General features: G+C 73.8%; 12 protein-coding genes. 6 read left to right on the top strand and 6 right to left on the bottom strand.

All coding sequences use genetic code 11. The annotated features are described in order from the left end of the window. Positions 1-168 precede the first annotated feature (168 nt). Genes AC069X_RS16010 through AC069X_RS16000 form a run of 3 tightly spaced genes read left to right on the top strand, consistent with a single transcriptional unit; the run spans position 169 to position 4312 of the window. Positions 169-1374: a glycosyltransferase family 4 protein gene (locus AC069X_RS16010; protein ID WP_478729258.1), complete on the top strand. Its 1206-nt coding sequence runs from the start codon at positions 169-171 to the stop codon at positions 1372-1374. Further along, complete coding sequence (locus AC069X_RS16005; protein WP_478729084.1) at positions 1371-3104, top strand: lipopolysaccharide biosynthesis protein; 1734 nt, start codon at positions 1371-1373, stop codon at positions 3102-3104. Before AC069X_RS16010 ends, AC069X_RS16005 begins: the two co-directional genes overlap by 4 nt. Further along, complete coding sequence (locus AC069X_RS16000) at positions 3101-4312, top strand: MATE family efflux transporter (protein ID WP_478729082.1); 1212 nt, start codon at positions 3101-3103, stop codon at positions 4310-4312. Before AC069X_RS16005 ends, AC069X_RS16000 begins: the two co-directional genes overlap by 4 nt. 55 nt (positions 4313-4367) lie before the next feature. Here AC069X_RS16000 and AC069X_RS15995 read toward each other — a convergent pair whose 3' ends face one another. Next, positions 4368-5879, bottom strand: a complete 1512-nt coding sequence (locus AC069X_RS15995; protein WP_478729080.1) for a hypothetical protein — start codon at positions 5877-5879, stop codon at positions 4368-4370. 96 nt (positions 5880-5975) lie between these two features. On the opposite strand from AC069X_RS15995, the gene AC069X_RS15990 reads away from it, so the two are divergent. Together AC069X_RS15990 and AC069X_RS15985 are read left to right on the top strand one after the other, a co-directional pair. Continuing rightward, a complete protein-coding gene (locus tag AC069X_RS15990; RefSeq protein ID WP_478729078.1) occupies positions 5976-6515 on the top strand; it encodes a WcaF family extracellular polysaccharide biosynthesis acetyltransferase in 540 nt (179 codons plus the stop codon). Then, entirely contained in the window at positions 6512-7627 is a 1116-nt protein-coding gene (locus tag AC069X_RS15985; RefSeq protein WP_478729076.1) for a glycosyltransferase, read from the top strand. Before AC069X_RS15990 ends, AC069X_RS15985 begins: the two co-directional genes overlap by 4 nt. 4 nt (positions 7628-7631) lie before the next feature. Here AC069X_RS15985 and AC069X_RS15980 read toward each other — a convergent pair whose 3' ends face one another. The 4 genes from AC069X_RS15980 to gmd all read right to left on the bottom strand — a co-directional run bounded on the left by AC069X_RS15980 (position 7632) and on the right by gmd (position 12737). After that, positions 7632-7850 (bottom strand): DUF6458 family protein, encoded by a 219-nt coding sequence (locus tag AC069X_RS15980; RefSeq protein WP_478729074.1) that lies wholly within the window; start codon positions 7848-7850, stop codon positions 7632-7634. Positions 7851-7928: 78 nt separating this feature from the next. Then, on the bottom strand, positions 7929-8618 hold the full coding sequence (locus AC069X_RS15975) for a hypothetical protein (protein WP_478729072.1): 690 nt from the start codon (positions 8616-8618) through the stop codon (positions 7929-7931). A gap of 76 nt (positions 8619-8694) precedes the next feature. After that, positions 8695-11469 (bottom strand): CBM96 family carbohydrate-binding protein, encoded by a 2775-nt coding sequence (locus AC069X_RS15970; protein WP_478729070.1) that lies wholly within the window; start codon positions 11467-11469, stop codon positions 8695-8697. 254 nt (positions 11470-11723) lie between these two features. Further along, a complete protein-coding gene (gene gmd, locus AC069X_RS15965) occupies positions 11724-12737 on the bottom strand; it encodes a GDP-mannose 4,6-dehydratase (protein WP_478729069.1) in 1014 nt (337 codons plus the stop codon). A 470-nt stretch (positions 12738-13207) separates the two neighbouring features. Here gmd and AC069X_RS15960 point away from each other — a divergent pair, with 470 nt between their 5' ends. Further along, positions 13208-14152, top strand: a complete 945-nt coding sequence (locus AC069X_RS15960) for a GDP-L-fucose synthase family protein (protein WP_478729067.1) — start codon at positions 13208-13210, stop codon at positions 14150-14152. A gap of 20 nt (positions 14153-14172) precedes the next feature. Here AC069X_RS15960 and AC069X_RS15955 read toward each other — a convergent pair whose 3' ends face one another. After that, positions 14173-15660, bottom strand: coding sequence for a sugar transferase (locus AC069X_RS15955; protein WP_478729065.1), 1488 nt, complete (start codon positions 15658-15660; stop codon positions 14173-14175). Positions 15661-15715: the final 55 nt, after the last annotated feature.

Genomic DNA, 15715 nt, shown 5'->3' with positions numbered 1-15715 from the left:
CGCTCCGTCATCGGTCACCCCCAGCGCCCGCACCCCCCGGTGCGAACAGATGAGCTGACAATAGCGTGCACGTTCCACTGCCTGTCGGTGAACGAATAGGGTGACGTGCGCACCATCCAGGGGAGAAGGGGACGTTCAGTGTCCACATCCGGTCACCGGCGGCTGCTGCTGGTTTCCACCAACTACGCCCCCGAGCATGCGGGCATAGGCCCGTACGCCACCCAGATCGCGGAGCACTGGGCGAGTACCGGCCATGACACCCACGTACTCGCGGGCATGCCGCACTATCCGGCCTGGTCGGTCGAGCCCGAGTACAAGGGGGCGCTGCGGCGCACCGAACGGCGTGCGGGAGTCACCGTGCACCGGCGCGCGCACACGGTGCCGCCCCGTCAGACCGCCGTCAGGCGGGCCCTGTTCGAAGGATCGATTCTGCTCCACGGTGCCGTGGCCCCGCCCCGGATGCCGAGGCCGGACGCCGTCATGGCGCAGATGCCGAGCCTCGCGGGCGGGGTGACGGCCGCACGGCTCGCGGCGCGGTGGAAGGTGCCGTTCGTCCCCGTCGTCCAGGACCTGATGGGCGCCGCCGCCGCGCAGAGCGGCATCAGCGGCGGGGACAAGGCGGCCGCCCTCGCAGGACGCGCCGAGGCGTACGTCCTCAAGCGGGCCACCCTCGTCGGCGTCATCCACGAGACCTTCGTGGACCGGGTCGTGGGGATGGGCGTGGACCCGGGGAAGATCCGCCTGGTGCCCAACTGGTCCCACGTGCCCCGGCCCACGAAGCCGCGCGGGGAGACCCGCCGCCACCTGGGCTGGGCTCCCGGCCAGACCGTCGTCCTGCACTCCGGGAACATGGGGCTCAAGCAGGGACTCGAAGTCCTCGTCGGCGCCGCCCGGCTGGACCCCTCCGTCCGCTTCGTCCTCATGGGCGACGGCAGCCGGCGCGCCGCTCTCGCGGACCTCGCCGCCGACGTGCCGAATCTCGACATCATCCCGCCCGCCGCCGACGGCGAGTTCCCCGACGTCCTCGCCGCGGCGGACGTGCTCGCGGTCACGCAGCACGCGGCCGTGCTGGACATGAGCGTGCCGTCCAAGCTCACCTCCTACTTCCAGGCCGGCCGGCCCGTCGTCGCCTCCGTCGCGGCGCAGGGCGGCACCGCCCAGGAAGTGGAGCGTTCGGGCGCCGGGGTGCTCGTACCGCCGGAGGACCCCGAGGCGCTGCTGAAGGCCGTCCGGGCCCTGGCCGAGGACCCCGGGGGCGCGGATGCCCTGGGCGCGGCCGGACCCGTCCACGTGGCGGCGCACCTCAGCCGCGAAGCGGGCCTGGCCCGTATCGACGCACTGATCGACGAAGCACTCGGGGGTCCCCGGCCGTGACCGAGACGAACCGCGCGGCGGCGGCCCCGGCCGAGGACGAGCCCGATCTCCTGCGGGACCAGTTCAAGCAGCTCCTGCGCTACCGCCGGCTCCTGGGCGCGGGCGTGGCCGTCGGCCTGCTGGGGGGCGTCTACCTCGGCGTCTCCACGGCGGACACCTACGTGTCCGTCGCGGACGTGGTGCTGCGCGCGCCCACCGACGACCCGTTCAACCCGAGCCTGGCCCCCGACAAGGCCATCAACATCGGCTCGGAGCGACAGGTCGCGCTCTCCAGCTCCATAGCCGAACAGGCCGCGAAGAAGCTCGGCGTGGCCGGCAAGGACTTCTCCGCCTTCCGCGGCGGCCTCCAGGTGACCAACCCGCCGCAGACGATGGTGCTCCGCTTCACCTACACCGCTGGCTCCCCCAAGGAGGCCGCCCGGCGGGCCGACGGCCTGGCCGCCGCCTACCTGCTCAAGCGGCAGGAGGCCCTCGCCGTCACCCGCGACACGATGGTCAAGGGGTACGAGGCCCAGCGCGACCCGATCGCCAAGCAGCTCGACGAGGTGGCCCGGCAGATCAACAACATGCCGGCCGGCACGGCCCGCGACGGGGCGCTGTCCTCGCGGACCGACCTCCAGAACAAGGTCAACACCCTCAACGGCAACATCGCCAAGCTCCAGGCCCTGGACATGACCCCGGGCCGGGTCACCAGCGCCGCCGCCCCGCCCGCCGCCGCGGACGGTCCGGGGCTGCCCATGTCGCTCGCGCTGGGCGCGGCCGTGGGCCTGGCGCTGGGCCTGCTCGCCGCCTGGGTCCGGCTGGTGTTCGACCCGGCGCCGCGCTCCGAGGGCGACGTGGCCCGGGCCCTGCGCGCCCCCGTACTGGGCTACCTGCCCCGGGACCGGACCGGTGGCGGCCCGCTCCTCGCCGCCGGGGAGGCCGATCCGCGGCTCGCCGAGGAGTACCGGTCGGTGGCGTTCCGGCTGGCCTACGACGCCCGGTTCGCCGACCGGCGCCGGCTGCTGGTGGTCGCCCCGCGCGGCAGCAGCGAGACGGCCGCCGCCGTGGCCGTGAACCTGGCCGCCTCCTTCGCCGAGACCGGCAAGGACGTCCTGCTCATCGAGGCCGACCTGCGCACCCCGGTCCTGGCCGGGCAGCTGCCGACGGACGCGGGCGGCCGGCCCGGCTGGAGCCGGCCGTCCGGCGGCACGGAGAGCGGCGGGACGGCCGGCTCCGAGTGGCCCCACGGGCGCCGGCTCGTCGTGGACGCCGGGGAGTCGGGCGACTTCGACCTGATCCCCGGCGACCGGGTGCGCAACGTGGCCCGGGCGCTGACCTCCGCGCGCACCGGCCGGCTGATCGCCGAGGCCGACTCGCCCAACTCCACCGTCGTGGTGCTCGCGCCGCCCGTGCTCTCGTACGCCGACGCGCTCGCCCTGGTCGACCGGGTCGACGGCGTCCTCGTGGTCTGCGACCCGCGCGCCGTGCACCGCACCGACCTGGCCCGGATCCGCGAGCTGATCAGCGGTGCCGGCGGGACCGTCCTGGGCGCCGTCCTGCACGCCCCGCCGCCCTCCGAGAAGCGCGCCCGGAAGCCCGAGGACGGCACCGCCGGCCCGCCGCCCGCCCCGGCCGCCCCGGCCGCCGCCCGGCCGCCCGGCCTCGATCCGGCCGGTCCCGAGGAGCCGGCGCCGGGCGACGGGAGCGAGACGGTGGCCCTGCGCACCGTCCGCACGGGCCGGAGGTGAGCCGGCGGGGTCTCGCCGCGGTCGCCTCGGTCCTGGACCAGGCCGCCTCCAGCGCCACGAACATCCTGGTGCTGGTGCTGGCCGCCCGGCTGTCGTCGGCGTCCGGCTTCGCCGCCTTCTCGATGGTGTACGTGGCCTTCAGCGTGCTGCTCGGGCTGAACATGGCCTACGTCGGCCAGACCGTGGTGCTGGAGAAGGGCGAGGGGCTCCGGACGGTGTGCCGGTCCTCCGTGCTGTTCACGGCCGCCGCCGCCGCGGCCGCCGGGCTGGTCCTCGCCGTCGTGGGCCTCGCGGTGCCCGGCGACACCGGGTGGGCGCTCCTCGCGCTGGGACTCGTCCTGCCGCCGGTGCTGGTCCAGGACGGGCTGCGGTACTGCTTCTCCGCGCTGCGGGTGCCCGAACGGGCGCTGGCCGCGGACGCGCTGCGGCTGGCGTGCGTGGTCGCGGCGCTGGCCGCGCAGCCGCAGGGGGCCCCGGCGGGCCGCCTGGTCCTCGTGTGGGGGCTGTCCGCGCTGCCCGCGCTGGGGCTGGGCGTGTGGCTGCTGCGGCCCTTCGTGCGCGGGGTGCGCGCGGACCTGCGCCCGTACCTGCGGCGCGGGCACCTCGGCCGCCGCTTCGTCGTCGAGTTCGCCGTGGGCAACGGCTCCAGCCAGCTCGCGGTGCTGGGGCTCGGCGTCTTCGCGACGCCGCTCGCCGTCGGCGCGCTGCGCGGCGCGGGCACCCTCTTCGGCCCGCTGAACGTGCTGTTCAACTCGGCGAGCGCCTTCGGGCCGCCGGTGGTGGGCCGGGCCTCCGGCAAGCGGGGCGTGGTCCGGCTGACCGCCCTGACGGGGGCCGTCCTCGCGGTGCTGGGCGCGGGCTGGGCCGCGGTGCTGTACGCGCTGCCCGACCGGCTGGGCCGGCATCTGCTGGGCGACACCTGGGCGTCGGCCGCCGCGCTGCTGCCCGCCACGGGCGCGCAGTACGCCGTCATGGGCCTGGGCACCTGCGCGCTGCTGACGCTGCGCGTGCTCCGGCCGAAGGCCACCCTCTCCCTCCAGGTGGTGTTCTCGCTGCTGTCGGTGGGCCTGCTGCTGGGCGGGTACGCCGTGTGGGGCGTGGCGGGCGCCGCCTGGGGACTGGCCCTGGGCTCCGCCGCGAAGGCCGCCGCCGGGTGGCTGCGGGTGGCCCGGCTGAAGGTGCCCGCGCAGGTCGCGGCCGCCGCCTGAGGCGCCCGGGAGCGGGCCGGGACGGTGGTCGTCCCCGGCCGGTGCCCGCGCCGCGTCAGCGCAGGGTGGTGGCCTTGTCCGTCCGGTACGTGGCCACGAGCGCGAGGCACATCGCGGCGATGGCGACCCGCCCGGAGGCCTGGAGCAGCGGACCGCGCAGCAGGATGAAGGAGTACCCGGCGACGAGCGGGACGACCACCGAGACCAGGCTGCCCGGCGCCGAGCGGCGGGTGGCCCGCCTGGCGTAGCGGCGGTCGACGCGCGCGGCTGCGTACCCGATGCCGAGCAGTCCGGCGCCCATGCCCAGCGGGCCGAAGTCCAGCCACAGCTCGGCCCAGACCGGGGAGGAGAGGTTGGTGTTGACCGTGCCCATCCACTGGCCGACCATCACGCCGGTGTCGCGCGGCTTGCCCGGCCACACCGAGCGGGGCACCGCGAAGAAGACGGATCCGGCGAGCTGGCGCCCGTAGAAGTGGCCGGGGCCTGAGCCGGAGAAGGTGATGGTGTTCGCGAACATGCCGATCTGGTCGTAGTCCTTGAGCGCCATCGGCTCCAGGAACGAGGTCGTCTCGACGGGCTTGTAGTTCTTCTCGTCATAGCGGAAGCGGTCCGCGAAGGGGAAGACGAGCAGGGCGACCACCACGGCCATCGACAGCGCCACCCGGTACATGGCGGCGCTCACCGGGAAGACCGTGAAGAGCAGGGCGAACAGGACGGTGAGGAACCAGTACCGCGGGTTGGAGACCGGGTTGTTGACGATCACGTTCAGCACCGCGAGCGCCGACCAGGTCGCGATGACCGACACCTTGCGCCGGGCGAACTCCGAGGTGATCAGCCAGCGCGTGTACAGCAGCAGCGCGAGCAGCGCGGGCACGGTGCCGAAGCCGCGCAGCAGCGCCTGCCCGGCCTGGCCGTCGCCGTTGGAGACGCCCGCTTCCTGGATGCCGGCGATGATCTCCTGGCGGCTGGAGAAGAAGACCGCCGGGCCGCCGAGCTTGAGGATGAAGGCCGCGCTGCCCAGGAAGGCGAGCGCGGTCAGCAGCTGGAGCCGCCGCCGGTGGGCCATGAGCGGCCGGGGCTCCTTCGGGGAGCCGCCCGCCCGCCCGGCGGGCCGGTGACGGGCGAGCAGCACGCCGACGTCGAAGGCCGTACAGCCGAGCAGGACCAGCCCGATGGCGAGGGTGAGGTCGGAGCGGGGGCCGACGACGGGGGTGGGGACCCGGCCGAGGACGGCCTGGGCGAGCGGGGCCACGCCCATGGCCATGTAGACGAACAGCCAGAAGGAGCCCTGGAGCAGTTTGCGGCGGCTGGTCAGGACCATCGCGGAGAGCCGGGCGCCCGCGTACATGGTGAGCAGCAGCTGGAGCCAGAAGGCGGCGTCGCGCTGCCCGTCGCCGGGCTGGACGGCGACGAAGAGGGGGAGGAAGACGGTGAATCCGAGGGCGAGCGGCACGGACAGCGCCCGCGAGAGCAGGGTGCGCGGGGTGGTGACCTTCCCCCACTGGGACTCGTCCTCGAAGGGCGGTGGCACCGGCTTCGCGGCGGGCTTGCGTATGTCCGTGGCCACTGTTGCCCCCACCCCTGTACGTGATCAGCGCGCAGTCTAATCTGAGCGTTCGGCGCCCGGGGAGGCGCGCCCGGGGTGGACGACGAGGGGCTTCTGTTGCGTGATCTACCTGCCTTCACGCTGGCCGGATACGACAAGGGGCGGGGGCTGTTGACGCAGGCCCTGTGGTTCGCGGTGATGAACACCCTCTTCATGTCGTGGCTTTGCCCGGCCCGGCTGCGCGTGGCGCTGCTGCGGGCCTTCGGCGCGAAGATCGGCGAAGGGGTGCTGATCCGGCACCGAGTACGGGTGTTGTGGCCGTGGAAGCTGGAGGTCGGCGACCACACGTGGATCGGTGAGGGCGTCTGGCTGCTCAACCTGGAGCCGGTGACGATCGGTTCCCACGTGTGCCTGTCCCAGGAGTCGATGCTGTGCACCGGCTCGCACGACCACCGGGCCGCCGACTTCCGCTACCGCAACGCCCCGGTCACCGTGGAGGACGGCGCGTGGGTGGCCGTACGGGCGACCGTGCTGGCGGGCGTGACGGTGGGCCGGTGCGCGGTGGCGGGCGCGGGCGCGGTCGTCCACGAGGACCTTCCCGCGCTGACCCTGCAGACCCAGGACGGGCGGCGCCGCCCGGTGGAGGAGCCCAAGTGAGAGTCCTGCACGCGGTCACCCTGCACTCCCCCTCGCACGCCTTCGGCGGGCCGGTACGGGTCGCCCTGAACCTGGCCGGGGGGCTGCGGGCGCGCGGGCACGAGGCGCGCCTCCTCGCCCTGGGCGAGGGCTTCGACCCGTGGCCGGCCTCGGTGGAGGGGGTCCCGGCGAAGCTCTTCCCGGCCCGCCGCCTCCTCCCGCTCGGCTTCAGCGGGATGACCTCGCCGGCCCTCCTGGCCGCCGCGTCCCGCCTGGTGCGGGAGGCGGACGTGGTCCACGTCCACCTGGCCCGGGACCTGGTGACCCTGCCCGTGGCCCTGGCGGCGCTGCGGGCCCGCAGGCCCCTCGTCCTCCAGACCCACGGCATGGTGGACCCGAGCGACAGGCTCCTCGCGAAGCTCCTGGACGCGGTGGCGGTACGCCGCCTGCTGCGCGGGGCGGACGCCGTGCTCCACCTGACCCCGCACGAACGCGCGGGCCTGGACGCGGTGGCGGGTGCCCCGCCCCTCTCCCGGGCCGTCCGCCTGGTCAACGGCACCCCGGCCCAGGAGGAGCGCCCGCCGCTCGCCGGGCCGCCCCGCATCCTGTACTCGGCCCGTCTCCAGGCCCGCAAGCGCCCGGTGGACTTCGTGGACGCCGCCCCGGCGGTGCTGGCGGCCCACCCGGACGCGGAGTTCGTGGTGGCCGGGCCGGACGAGGGCGAGCTCGCGGCGGTCCGGGCCCGGATCGACGCCCTGGGCCTGAACGCCCGCTTCACGGTCCCCGGCGCGCTGTCCACCGCCGAGGTCCTCACGGAGCTGCGGCGCGCCCACGTCTACGTACTGCCCTCGGTGGACGAACCGTTCCCCATGTCGGTCCTGGAGGCCCTCGCGGTGGGCGTCCCGCCGGTGGTGACCCACTCCAACGGCCTGGCCCGCGACATCGCGGCGGCGGGGGCGGGCCGGGCGGTCGACCCGGGCCCGGGCCCGGTGGCGGAGGCGGTCCTGGACCTCCTGGAGCCCGCCGCGAACGCCAAGGCCTCCTCGTCCGCCCGCGCACTGGCCGCGGGGTCCTTCTCGATGGACGCCGTCCTGGACACCCTGCTGGACGTGTACGAGGGGATCCGGCGCTGAGCGGTCAGAGGCCGTCCCGGTGGTGGTGTTCCTCGACCACCGGGAAGGCCGCCGTGCGGCGGCGCTTGAGGACGCTCGCGTAGACGCCGAGGCCGACGCAGCCGGCGGCCATCATGATCAGGCCGACGAGGTCCAGGTTGACGCTCTCCAGCTCCCAGTCGCTCGCGAAGGTGAGGATGGCCCCCACCACGATCAGGGCGATGCAACCGCCGATGCCGCGCATAGGATTCGCCTCCGCTGTGTCGTGTGACGGCGCGGGTACCCGGAGGGCGGGGGCGGAAACGCCGGGCGCGGGCGGGGGTTACGCGGGGAGCCAGGCGTAGCAGCCCGTCGAGGTGAACTCGGCGGTGCCGGCGGGGATGGTGGCCGTGGTCTTGTCGCCCGGCTTGGGCGGGGCTTCCGGGCCCGAGGCGAGGACGGAGCCGTCCTTGGACTTCGCCTCCCAGGTGCACGTGGTGCTCTGGGTGAGCGCCCGGTAGGTGCCGGGGGCCGGGGAGGTGCGGGGGCCGTCGCCGAAGCCCTTCTGCGCGGCGTCGAGGACCGGCTTCTGTTCCGGGCAGAGGAAGGTGATCGCGTCCTTCGCCCCGGTGACCTCGCCGGAGATGACGGCGGCGACCGCCGCGTCCTTGTCCCGCTTGGCGGTGCGCTCCACGCGCTGGCAGGTGTCCTGGCCGGTCTGGAGGACGGCCGCCGGGTCCGTCTTCTCGGGGACGCGGCCGCTGAGGTACTTCTTCTCGTTCTCCTTGAAGGTGCCCGTCTTCGGGGTCAGCTTCGCGTCGGGGAGGACCGGGCCGGTCGGCTTCGCGTCGGGCGGCGGCGGCGCGGTGGGCGCCGTCGTGGCGTCCGCCGGGTCGGGGGCCGAGGACGGCGCCGGCGGCTTGGGCGTGGCGCCCCGGGCGGTGCCGGGCTTGCCGTCGTCCGCGGAACCGCAGCCGGTGAGCGTCAGGGCGGCGGCGAGGAGGACGGCGGCCGCCGCGGGGCGTCGGTACATCAGGGGGCTCCCGTACGTGGGGTGGGGTACGGGGCCCGGCGCGCATCCGGGCCGGGCCCCGTACTCCGTCGGGCGGTTACTTCTGGCCGAAGGTGAGGAGCAGCTGCGGAGCGGCGTCCGCGGCGGTCGACTCCGAGGACCAGATCCACAGCGGGTCGGTGCCCGTGCTGGTCAGGCCGAGGCTGTGGCTGCTGCCGAGGGCCGCGGAGACCGCTGCCGTGTCCAGTTCGACGTTCTGGATGGCCGAGCCGTCCGGCACGCCCGCGATGCTGCCGAGCGGGGTGGTGCCGAGGGTGGGCTTGGTGTTGAACGTCGTGGCCTCGCCGCTCCAGGTTCCGGTGACCGGGACCACGGAGACCGTGTCGGCGGTACCCGCGCCGGCCTGAGTGGAGGTCTTGAACTGGAGGGAGGCGGCCTTCAGGACCTGCCCGGCCGGGGCGGCCGGGAGGGTGAAGCGCAGGTACGTCTCGTACGCCGAGGTGCCGCGCACCGCGAGCGAGGACGAGGTGCCGTAGGCGGTGGCCGGGGCGCCCTGGTTGACGTAGGTGTCCTCGGACGCCGTCACCTTGGAGACCGTGTCGGCCGGGGCCTTGGCCAGGTCGAAGTGGGACTTGACCTGGGCCTGGGTGAGCGCCGTGGGGTACACGGCGGTCTCGTCGATCTGGCCGGCGAAGAAGTTGCTCGTCGGGCGGTTCGGCCAGCTGCCGAGGTTGTCGCCGCCCACGTGCCAGTAGCCGGCGTACGGGGTGGAGGTGGTGGCGCTGTTGGTGCCCTTGTTCTGGCCGTCCACGTAGAGGGTCATGCCGCCGGGGCCCTGGGTGCCGACGACGTGGTGCCACTTGTTGTCGTTGTACGTCTCGAAGAGGCCGGTGGTGATGGTGCGGGTGGTGCCGTTGTAGACGCCGAAGGCGAGGCGCCCGGTGTTGGTCATGTACAGCTGCTTGTCGTACGAGCCGCTGCTGTTGACGGTGTTGTTGCCGAAGCCGATGAGCTTGCCGCCGCGCGTGGTGCCGGTCTTGAACCACGTCTCGATGGTGAAGGAGGCGCCGACGGTCTGGCGGTGGTCGCTGTACACCTGCTGGCTGGTGCCGTTGAAGCCCATGGCCGTGCTGGTGCCGCTGACGGCGCCGGGGCTCTGGCGCAGGGCCGGGGCGTTGACCTGGATGCCGCTGGTGTTGCCTCCGTCGGAGGAGTCCGCGACGTACGGGGTGACGGTGTCGTCGTAGCGCCAGTAGAGGTTGGCGCCGTCCGCGCGGACCTTGTCCGGGTAGGCCTGGACGGAGGTCGGGACGGTCACGGAGACGCTCGCCGACAGGGCGCTGGTGTTGCCGGCGGCGTCGGTGGCGGTCACCCGGTAGCTGTAGGACAGGCCGGCCTTGACGGTGGTGTCGTTCCAGGATGCCTGCGGACGCTCGAACTCCAGGGAGTCGGCGGTCATGGTGTGGACCGGGGTCGCCGAGCCGTTGCGGTAGATCCGGTACGTCAGCCTGCTGTCGTCCTGGTCGTAGCTGGTGCGCCAGCGGACCTGGGCCTCGCCGGGCTTGACGCTCGCGGCGCTGGCGACGGGGGTGGTCGGGGCTCCGACGTCACCGGTGTTGGCGAAGCGGGTCAGGCCCTGCTGGGGCCGGCCGTTGACGAGGGTGAACTCTCCGCCCGCCCACAGGTACTTGACGCCGCCCTTCTCCGCGACGGACATGACGCGCGGGCCGATGCCCTCGCCGACGCCGTCGTTGGCGGTGGGGTGCCAGCCGAGCTTGCGCGGGCCGCGCACGAAGCCGTCCACGGGCGCGGGGGCGGCGCCGGCGTGGTCGGTGGGCTGGGCCAGGAAGAAGTGCCGCTTGCCGTCGGGGAACTCCAGCTCGCTGGAGCAGTCGTGCGCGTGCGAGGAGCTGTAGAGGACTCCCTCGTGGGGCAGCACGTACTGGGTCGCGCCGAGGCAGCGGTCGCGCCACTTCTCGTTGAAGTCGGGGCCCAGGCCCAGGCGGCCGTCGAAGACGCCGCCGCCGGAGCCCTCGTTGGCGGTGTAGTAGCCGGTGGCGTCGGCCGAGATGTGCTTGACGACCGAGTTCGACGGGATGCTGGAGTAGGTCTTGGCGACCGCGCCGGTGGTGGCGTCGACGACCGCCAGGGCGTGCGAGTTCGAGCCGTTGACCGTGAAGAAGTCGCCGCCGAGCAGGACGTTCTTGCCGTCGTTGGCGACCTTGACCGCGCGGCCGGGCTCGTCCGCGTTGGCGGTGAAGGGCTTGAGGGCACCGGAGGCGGCGTCGACCGCGGCGAACCGCTCGCGGGTCTGGCCCTCGACGGTGGCGAAGTCGCCGGCCACGTAAAGGGTGTCGTCGGTGACGTCGAGCGCGCGGACGGTGGCGGGGACGGCCGGGTGGAAGGCGGTCTTGGGGGTGCAGGTCTCGATGTCGATCGCGGCGAGGCTGGAGACCGGGGTGCCGTTGACGGCGCCGAAGTAGCCGCCCGCGTACAGGGTCTTCTTGTCCTTGGAGACGGCCAGCGCCCGGACGGTCGCGCTGCCGTCGCCGACGGTGAAGGCCAGCTTGCAGGAGGTGGGGCTGCCCGTCGCGGCGTCCAGCGCCACGAAGTTGACCGCTTCCTGCTCGGCGCCGCCGACGGCGTCGGGCGGGCGGACCGCCGAGAAGGTGCCGCCGGCGAAGACGGTGCCGTTCGCCTGCTCCATGGCGAAGACGACGCCGTTCGGCTGCCAGGTGGGCAGCTCGTCGGCGGTGAACGCCACCGGCGCGGTGATGGCGGACGCCTCGGGTATCAGCACGAGGCCGAGACCGGCGCCGGTGCCGGCCAGTGACAGTGCGAGGGCAGCAGTCAGCCCTCTGGATCTACGCATGAGCCCCCCAGGGCGGTCGCCCGGTTTGATGGCTGGAACTATCCGAACAGCCATATGTACTGGCGCAGACTAGGGCTCACGCGAGGGCCCGGTCACCTCACTTGACCCATTGCATACCAACTTGGAATCAACGGAGTTCAGGCGGGAGGGTGCACCGTGGACATACGGCGGGTACGCCCCGGCCACACCCGTACGGAGCCCTGAGCTCGCGGGAATGACCGGGACACGGCAAATCGTAGGCGACGTACGAGGCCTCAGCGGTCGATCCGCACGGTGGCGCCCGCCAGTTGGTCCTCGACCTGACGCACGTCGGCGTCCACCATGATCCGCGCGAGTTCGGGCACCAGGACCGTCGGCTTCCAGCCAAGGATCTCGCGGGCCTTGGAGGCGTCGCCGATGAGGGCGTCCACCTCGCTCGGGCGCTCGTACTTGGGGTCGTAGCGCACGTGCTCGGTCCAGTCGAGGCCGGCGTGGGTGAAGGAGGACTCGACGAACTCCCTCACCGTGGCCGCGACTCCGGTGGCGACCACGTAGTCGGTGGGCTCGTCCTGCTGGAGCATCCGCCACATCGCGTCGACGTACTCGGGGGCGTAGCCCCAGTCACGGACGGCGTCGAGGTTGCCGAGGTAGAGGTGCTCCTGGAGGCCGGCCTTGATGCGGGCCACCGCGCGGGTGATCTTCCGGGTCACGAAGGTCTCGCCGCGGCGGGGGGACTCGTGGTTGAAGAGGATCCCGTTGACGGCAAACATGTCGTACGCCTCGCGGTAGTTGACCGTCGTCCAGTACGCGAAGACCTTGGCCGCGCCGTACGGGCTGCGCGGGTGGAAGGGGGTGCCCTCGTTCTGCGGGGGCGGGGTGGAGCCGTACATCTCGGAGGACGAGGCCTGGTAGATCCGGGTGTCGACGCCGCTGGCCCGGATGGCCTCCAGCAGCCGCAGCGCGCCGAGGCCGGTGACGTCGCCGGTGTAGAGGGGGGCGTCGAAGGAGACGCGGACGTGCGACTGGGCGCCGAGGTTGTAGACCTCGTCGGGGCGTATGTCGCGCAGCAGGTTCACCAGGGCGACGCCGTCGGAGAGGTCGGCGTGGTGCAGGACGAAGGAACGATTCGCCGTCTGCGGGTCCTGGTAGACGTGGTCGATCCGCTCCGTGTTGAAGCTGGAGGACCGCCGCACGAGCCCGTGCACCGTGTAGCCCTTGGAGAGCAGGAGCTCTGCGAGGTACGAGCCGTCCTGTCCGGTGACGCCGGTGATCAGTGCGGTCTTGCCCATGTGGTGTCCCCCTGGGGTTGGTTGCTGTTCTGGTGGCCTGGTCTGGCCGGCCGGCGTGTGCGTACGCCGGCTCCCCCGGCCCGGGCGGCGCAGGGCCCCCCGACGGCCCTGCGGTGCCCCCGGCCGGCGGCGGGCCGGGCCCGCCGGTCCCCGGTCCGGGACTGGATTTGCGTACCGTACACGCCGCACGCCCTGGCGGCGGGGGCGCGGACCCGGACGGCGGACGCCGTGCGGCCCGGCCCGCTGCGCGGGTGGCGGACGAAAGGCCGTACGGGGCGGCCGACTTGGCGCGGGCCGGTGCGGTACGCCCGTCCTGTACGGGAGTTGCCGCGCCGGGCCCCCGCCGGGCTTCGGGGCACGCGGGCCGGGCGGGGCCCCGGGGGCGGCGGCGCGGGCCGGGCCGGGGGCTCCGGACGCCGGGTGCGGGATCCCCGGAAGCCCTCGCCCCGCGGACTGGCATCATCGGCGGTATGACAAGCTCCCCGCCCCTCCTGCCCCCGCACGCCCGCGTCTTCGTCGCCGGACACCGCGGCCTCGTGGGGTCCGCCGTCGCCCGCCGCCTCACCGCCGACGGCCACGAGGTGCTCACGCGCGGCCGCGCCGACCTCGACCTGCGCGACGCCGCCGCGACGGAGGCGTACCTGCGGGACGTGCGGCCGGACGCCGTCGTGCTGGCCGCCGCCAAGGTCGGCGGGATCATGGCCAACAGCACCTACCCGGTGCAGTTCCTGGAGGACAACCTCAGGATCCAGCTCAGCGTCATCGCCGGTGCCCACGCCGCCGGCGTGGGCCGGCTGCTGTTCCTGGGGTCCTCCTGCATCTACCCGAAGCTGGCCCCGCAGCCCATCAGCGAGGACGCCCTGCTGACGGGCCCGCTGGAGCCCACCAACGAGGCCTACGCCCTCGCGAAGATCGCCGGCATCGTGCAGGTCCAGTCGTACCGCAAGCAGTACGGGGCCGCGTACGTCTCCGCCATGCCCACGAACCTCTACGGCCCGGGCGACAACTTCGACCTCCAGTCCTCGCACGTGCTGCCCGCGCTGATCCGGCGCTTCCACGAGGCGGCGGCCGAGGGCCGCGACGAGGTCACCCTGTGGGGCAGCGGCACCCCGCGCCGGGAGTTCCTCCACGTGGACGACCTCGCGGCGGCCTGCGTGCTGCTGCTGGAGCGCTACGACGGCGACGAGCCCGTCAACGTCGGCTGCGGCGAGGACCTCACCATCCGGGAGCTGGCCGAGACGGTCGCCGAGGTGACGGGCTTCCGGGGCCGCCTGGCCTGGGACACGTCCAAGCCGGACGGGACCCCGCGCAAGCTGCTCGACGTCTCCCGCCTGACCTCGCTGGGCTGGAAGCCGGGCGTCGCGCTGCGGGACGGCATCGACGCCACCTACCGCTGGTGGCTCGACCAGAGCTGACGGCATCGGTCCGCCGGCCCTCAGTAGGCTCCGCGACCGTCGACGACGGCGCGGAGCGTCCGGCCCATCACGTCGACGTCGCTGGTGAAGGACCAGTTGTCCACGTACTGCAGATCAAGCTGAATCGTTTCGTCCCAGGAGAGGTCCGAGCGCCCGCTGATCTGCCACAGGCCGGTCATGCCGGGCCGTACGGAGAGCCGGCGCAGCTCGACCTCGTCGTACTCCGCCACCTCCTCCGGCAGCGGCGGGCGCGGGCCGACCAGGGACATGCTGCCCGTCAGGACGTTGTACAGCTGCGGCAGTTCGTCCAGCGAGGTCCGGCGCAGCAGCCGGCCCACCCGGGTCACCCGGGGGTCGCGGCGCATCTTGAACATCAGCCCGTCGTTCTCGTTGGCGCCCTCCAGGCCGGCCTTGAGCCGGTCGGCGTCCCGCACCATCGTGCGGAATTTCCACATGACGAACGGGACCCCGTCGCGCCCGATCCGCCGCTGGCTGTAGAAGGCGGGGCCCTTCGTGCCGAGCCGGATGGCCAGCACGAGCCCGAGGAACAGCGGCGACAGCACGATCAGCCCGACGGCGGCCCCGGCCCGGTCGAGCACCGTCTTGAGCAGCGGCTGCACCCCCCGCCGCACCGGCGGCGCGACCCGCAGCACGGCGAGCCCGCCGGCCGACAGGGTCTCCAGCCGCTTGACGGAGATCTCCACCAGTCCGGGGAAGACGGCCAGTTCGAGCCCCTCGTCGTGCAGGGCCCAGGCCACCCGGCGCAGCCGCTCCCCCGCGATCCGCGCGCCGGGCGCGACCAGCACCAGGTCGGCGTGGTGGCTGCGGACGGCGCCCAGCACGGCGTCCGCGTCCCCGTCCGGCGCCTTCGGCATCGAGGCGTCCAGCCGGGCCGCCACGGGCATCCCGCCGGCGAGGGGGCCGCCGCCGACCGGGACGACGCCGACGACGACGTAGGGGTGGTCGGTGCGCGCGGCGAGGTGCGCGATGACGTGCTCGGCGGCGGCGGGTTCGCCCACGACCAGGACGCGGCTGACGGCCTGTGCCTCGCGGCGGGCGGCGGAGAGGTGGCGGTACGTCAGTTTGTGGCAGGCGACCGTGACGAGGAGTGCGGGCAGCAGGGCGCCGAGTGCGGCGAGCCGGGGGGTCTGCTCCGCCGTCACCACCCGGGCGACGGCCAGGACGCCGATCAGAATCAGCCAGTCATGGAGTACGGGCAGCACGCCGCGGGATTCCCCGAGCGCGCGGGCCGAGTAACGCCGGCGCAGCGCCTGCACCCCGGTCCAGGCGAGGGCGGCGCCGAGGGCGCAGTAGACGGGTCTGGCCTGGCCGGCGGCCTCGAAGACCAGCCCGACGGGGACGGCCGCGCCGACGAGGTCCGCGGTCACGGCCGCGGGCAGGTACCACCGGGCCTTGTCACCGAGCCGTCGTGCGGGGGCTGTCGCCGGCGCTCCGGGCCCGGCGGAATCCGGTGCCACTCTTTGCGCAGGAAAACGGACATGCCTCATGGGCCCCCCTGGCACGTGGTCTATGTCGGTGGCGCCTGTCCACTGCTTCCCCTGG

This window comes from Streptomyces sp. NPDC043896 (genome assembly GCF_056435605.1).
The sequence above is the reverse complement of the archived record's forward strand: the minus strand, read 5'-3'. Positions and strand labels throughout refer to the sequence as shown.